Source organism: Rahnella perminowiae, from assembly GCF_019049695.1.
In the GTDB taxonomy this organism is placed as follows: Bacteria; Pseudomonadota; Gammaproteobacteria; order Enterobacterales; family Enterobacteriaceae; genus Rahnella; species Rahnella perminowiae.
In genome coordinates this window covers 1-5,111 of record NZ_JAFMOT010000127.1, presented here as the reverse complement: position 1 = coordinate 5,111, position 5,111 = coordinate 1, and the positions used below count along the sequence as shown (strand labels likewise).

The 5,111-nt window shown below is 50.5% G+C and carries 3 protein-coding genes; 1 reads left to right on the top strand and 2 read right to left on the bottom strand.

Annotated features, from left to right (window positions below):
• Positions 1-282 precede the first annotated feature (282 nt).
• Positions 283-1,227 (top strand): AEC family transporter, encoded by a 945-nt coding sequence (locus tag J1781_RS00830; protein WP_129953604.1) that lies wholly within the window; start codon positions 283-285, stop codon positions 1,225-1,227.
• 75 nt (positions 1,228-1,302) lie between these two features.
• Here J1781_RS00830 and fumA read toward each other — a convergent pair whose 3' ends face one another.
• Together fumA and J1781_RS00820 are read right to left on the bottom strand one after the other, a co-directional pair.
• Positions 1,303-2,949, bottom strand: a complete 1,647-nt coding sequence (gene fumA, locus J1781_RS00825; protein WP_217233070.1) for a class I fumarate hydratase FumA — start codon at positions 2,947-2,949, stop codon at positions 1,303-1,305.
• Positions 2,950-3,139: 190 nt separating this feature from the next.
• Positions 3,140-4,651 (bottom strand): anion permease, encoded by a 1,512-nt coding sequence (locus J1781_RS00820; protein WP_217233069.1) that lies wholly within the window; start codon positions 4,649-4,651, stop codon positions 3,140-3,142.
• Between the last annotated feature and the right edge of the window lie 460 nt (positions 4,652-5,111).

The window sequence follows — 5,111 nt, the reverse complement described above, 5'->3', positions numbered from 1 at the left end:
GTTTTAATACTTTCTTATTTATTAATTCCTGCATAATGTTTTTAAATATTTCCGGATGGTTCTAAATGCCTGAATATCTTTTTATTATTTAAGTTAAATTATTTATTTTTAGTTAACTACTTGTATTTTAATGCTTTTATGGTTAATTAATTATTGTTATTGCCGATCGCGAGACGGGTGTGATGCGGGTCACAATAGTGAATGGCTGTAAATAATATAACTAACCGCTATTTTCATCATGAAGTTATCACATCAACAATAATAAAGAAAAAAGGTCATATTATGCCGACGTTACTCTTATCCTCATTATTTCCTTTAGTGTTTGTTATGGTATTAGGCTGGCTCAGCGGCAAGCTGGGTTATATGAAACGTGACGATGCTACAGTATTAGCCACGGTCGTGATCCGTTTTGCACTGCCATTACATCTTTTTATCGGTGCATTACATACGGATCCTGCCAAAATACAGAATTTGTCGTTTATGGCAGTATTAGTCATCGGCCTGATGGGATCCTATCTTCTGACGCTGTGCATCTCGCACTGGTTTTTCCGTCATGACATCAAAACCAGCGCCATTCAGTCGCTGGTATGCGCATTCCCGGATATGGCTTACTTTGGCGCGCCTGTGCTGGCTGTACTTATCGGGCCGGAAGGTTTTCTGGGGGTACTGGTCGGGAATCTGATCACCAGCGTACTGATGATCCCGCTGACGATTGTGCTGATCCGTATGGGGGACAAAAACAGTGATCTGGCCGAACAGGGCAGCCTCGGCAAAATGATTCTCAATAATTTATTCAAGGCATTGCGCAATCCGATTGTCTGGATCCCCGTGTTGGGTGTCGTGATGAGTCTGGCGGGCATTAAACTCCCGGAGTTACTGTCTTCCTCCGTTGAAATGATGGGGAAAACCGCTGGCGGAATTTCGCTGTTTGCGCTGGGATTACTCTTCTTCGGCGAGCGTCCGAAGCTGAATATTCATACGTTCACCAATGTCGGCCTGAAAAACCTGATCCAGCCGGCGATTATGGCGGTTGCCGGCCTGGCATTTGGGTTGAGCCATACGCTGATGCAGCAGGTGGTGATCATCGGCGCAACGCCGTCTGCTATTGCCGCAGGTATGTTCGCTGTGCGCAGCGATACGTATGTGGAATCTGCTTCCTCCTCAATACTTGCCGGCACCGCGCTGGGGATTGTGACGGAAGGGATAATAATTTACATGATGTCGTAATACGCTGATGGCCCGAAGCGTTATCCATAAAAAGGCCCGCCATTGCTGGCGGGCCTTGTGTCTTTCAGGAGGCAGTTACTTCACACATTTCGCACACGTACTTGCATGGATTTGCTGGAAGAAATCGTTGCCTTTGTCATCCACCAGAATGAACGCCGGGAAGTTTTCGACTTCGATTTTCCAGATAGCTTCCATACCCAGTTCAGGATATTCAACGCACTCCAGGCTTTTGATGCTTTGCTGCGCCAGAACCGCTGCCGGGCCGCCGATGCTGCCCAGATAGAAGCCGCCATGTTTATGGCACGCATCGGTCACCTGCTGGCTGCGGTTGCCTTTTGCCAGCATGATCATGCTGCCGCCATGGGATTGCAGAAGATCCACGTAAGAATCCATGCGGCCAGCGGTGGTCGGGCCGAGGGAACCGGAGGCATAACCTTCCGGGGTTTTCGCCGGGCCGGCGTAGTAGATCGGATGATCTTTGATGTATTGCGGCAAACCTTCGCCATTATCCAGACGTTCTTTCAGTTTGGCATGTGCAATATCACGACCGACGATAATCGTACCGCTCAGGGACAAACGGGTAGACACCGGATATTCAGAAAGCTGCGCCAGGATTTCAGGCATCGGACGATTCAGATCGACTTTCACCACACCGGCTTCGCCTTGCTCACGCAATGCTTCAGGAATGTACTGACCCGGATTGCCTTCCAGTTTTTCGATCCAGATACCGTCGCGGTTGATTTTGGCTTTGATATTACGGTCTGCGGAACAAGACACGCCCATTCCGACCGGGCAGGATGCGCCATGACGTGGCAGACGCACAACGCGGATGTCGTGGGCAAAGTATTTGCCACCGAACTGTGCTCCGAGACCCAGGTTGTTGGCTTCGGCCAGCAGTTCCTGTTCGAGGTTCACGTCGCGGAATGCCTGACCGTGTTCATTACCTTCCGTCGGCAGACCATCGTAATAATGCGTTGAGGCCAGCTTGACGGTTTTCAGCGTCGCTTCTGCAGAAGTACCACCAATGACAAACGCGATGTGGTACGGCGGGCAGGCTGCGGTACCGAGGGTGCGCATTTTATCCACCAGATAATTTTTCAGCTTAGCCGGGGTGATCAGCGCTTTGGTTTCCTGGTACAGATAAGTTTTATTCGCAGAACCGCCGCCTTTGGCGATGCAGAGGAATTTGTATTCGTCACCGTCAACACTGTAAAGGTCGATTTGCGCGGGCAGGTTAGTACCGGTGTTCACTTCTTTGTACATATCCAGCGCCGCATTTTGTGAATAGCGCAGGTTATCTTCGATAAAAGTGTTATACACCCCCTGAGACAGGCTGGCTTCATCACCGCCGCCGGTCCAGATGCGCTGACCCTTTTTACCCATGATGATCGCCGTGCCGGTGTCCTGGCAGGTCGGCAAAATGCCTTTGGCAGCGATTTCAGAGTTTCTCAGAAATTGCAGCGCCACGTATTTGTCGTTTTCGCTGGATTCCGGGTCATGAAGAATGGAAGCCACTTGTTGCTGATGCGCAGGTCTGAGCATGAATGAGGCGTCATGGAACGCCTGCTGAGCCAGCAGCGTGAGCGCCTGTGGTTCGACTTTAAGCACTTCTTCACCATCGAAGTTGCTGACAGAGACATGGTCTTTGGTCAGCAGATAGTATTCGGTGTCATCTTTGGAAACGGGGAAGGGATTTTGATAATAGAACGGTTTGTTCGACATTGTTTTCTCACTTTTTCCGTTTTTGCCGCCAGGGGTGGGACTGTTGACGCGGTATAGCAGAGGTGTTCCGGGCGACGTTTATATTCGTTCTGTATGTTGCCAGCCAAATACACAGGCTGGCAACGAGGTTTATATGTTTTCTTTCAGTAAATGCTCTGTTAATGCTTTGTGGGTGATTTTATCGCCACAATCAGAACATCATCACCATCCACGGATAGCCGATTACCAGTAAAGCGATCAGGAAGATGGCACCAAAGATAGTCCCGAGGCGCCAGTAATCTTTGGTTGGCAGATAACCGCTGCCGTAATAAATAGGGCTTGGACCCGTACCGTACGGCGTGATGATCCCCATAACGCCCAAAGATGTCACCATCAGCAAACAGAACACCTGCATGTTAATGCCAGGGATTGCCGCGCCGATGGTCAGCATGGCGGGTAACAGTGCGGTGGTGTGCGCGGTGGTGCTGGCGAAAAGGTAATGCAGCAGATAGAACGCCAGCAACAAGGCGATGGTTGCTGCGCCCGGGGAAATCCCCCCCATCAGCGCCGCGCCTTCTTTGCCCAGCCAGGCGATAAAACCGGTGCGGGATAAACCGTCAGCCAGTGCAACCAACGTGGCGAACCAGGCGAAGGTATTCCAGGCGGGTTTGTTGCTGGTGATGTCGTTCCAGTTCAGCACGCCGGTCCACAGCATCAGTACCACGACCAGCAGCGCAGCCATGGCGGGTTCGATAAAGCTGGCCGCGAAAATCCACATCGCCAGCGCGCAGCAGACGAACACCAGCAACAGAATTTCATGGCGGGACATTCTGCCCAGTTTTGCCAGCTCAGCGGTTGCCCAGCGCGGCACTTCATCATTGATTTTCACTTCCGGTGGGTAGAACCAGTATGCCAGCAGCGGCATGGTCAGCAGCAGCAGCAAACCGACCGGCAGGAAAGCAATGAACCAGGTGCCCCAGGAAATGTTGATACCGGTCACGCTATTCACAATACCCAGCGCCAGCAAGTTAGGTGCCAGTGCGGAGAGGAACATCGAACTGGTGATACACGCGGCGGTGATCGCCACCCACATCAGATAAGAACCGATTTTTCGCGCACTCGGGTCATTCGGTTTTGAGCCGTACAACGGCGGCAGGTTAGCAATGATCGGGTAGATCGTGCCGCCGCTGCGCGCGGTGTTGGAGGGTGTAAACGGTGCCAGTAACAGGTCAGCAAACGTGATGGCATAACCCAGCGTCAGGCTCCGGCGGCCAAGATATTTTACCAGAATCAGCGCCAGACGGCGGCCGAACTGGGTCTTATCGTAACCGGCGGCAAACATGAACGCGCCAAAGATTAACCATACGGTGGAGTTACCAAAACCACTGACTGCCCATTTGAAGGACTGTGCTGCGGTTTTGAATTTAGGATCCGCCAGCTCAGCCGGGCTGAAAAGTAACCACTGGCTGAAGAGGGCAATGACCACCACACCGGTCAGACCGATGACGGCGCCCGGTAATGGCTCGAAAATCAGACCAACAATGACACCCACGAAGATGGCGAAGAAATGCCACGCATACGGTTCAAGCCCGGCAGGCACCGGAACCAGCAGCAGCAACACCGACACCAGCACCGGAAGTACCATAAAGATCCAGCGATTTTTTTTGCCGGGTTCGGCTTTTTTCGCTGGCTCTTTCACCGCAGTTTTTGTTATTTCGCTCATAATATTTATCTTAGGTAGTTAGGAATATTGTGATGATGCATAGGTAAGATTCTGTCTGGTTTTTTTACTTACTTAATATTTTTTCTAGTTATTAAAGGTTGGCGTGTTAATTGCCCCGTTATTGTTATTGTTGTCGGGTGTTTCATATTCCCCCTAAGAGGGAGGGAGTGTTTATATAATGCGTTTTCCCTATTTTTAACTGTTGATCTTGATCAACAAAATACGGTGCTGAATTCTTTTTTAAATGACATAAAACAAATGTGCAGACGTTGCCTGATGAATTACAGGACAATGTGTGACGGGAGTATCTTTTGCGGGGGCGATAAGCAAAAAAGGGGTAGAGCAAAATGAGAGTCATTCACAGCGGGATACTCCTCAATGTGCGACCATCAGCCGCCTGGCTGCGGGCGAATGCTTTACTGTGGCAGAGAAAAAGCCCGGCAGATGTAATATTAATCCC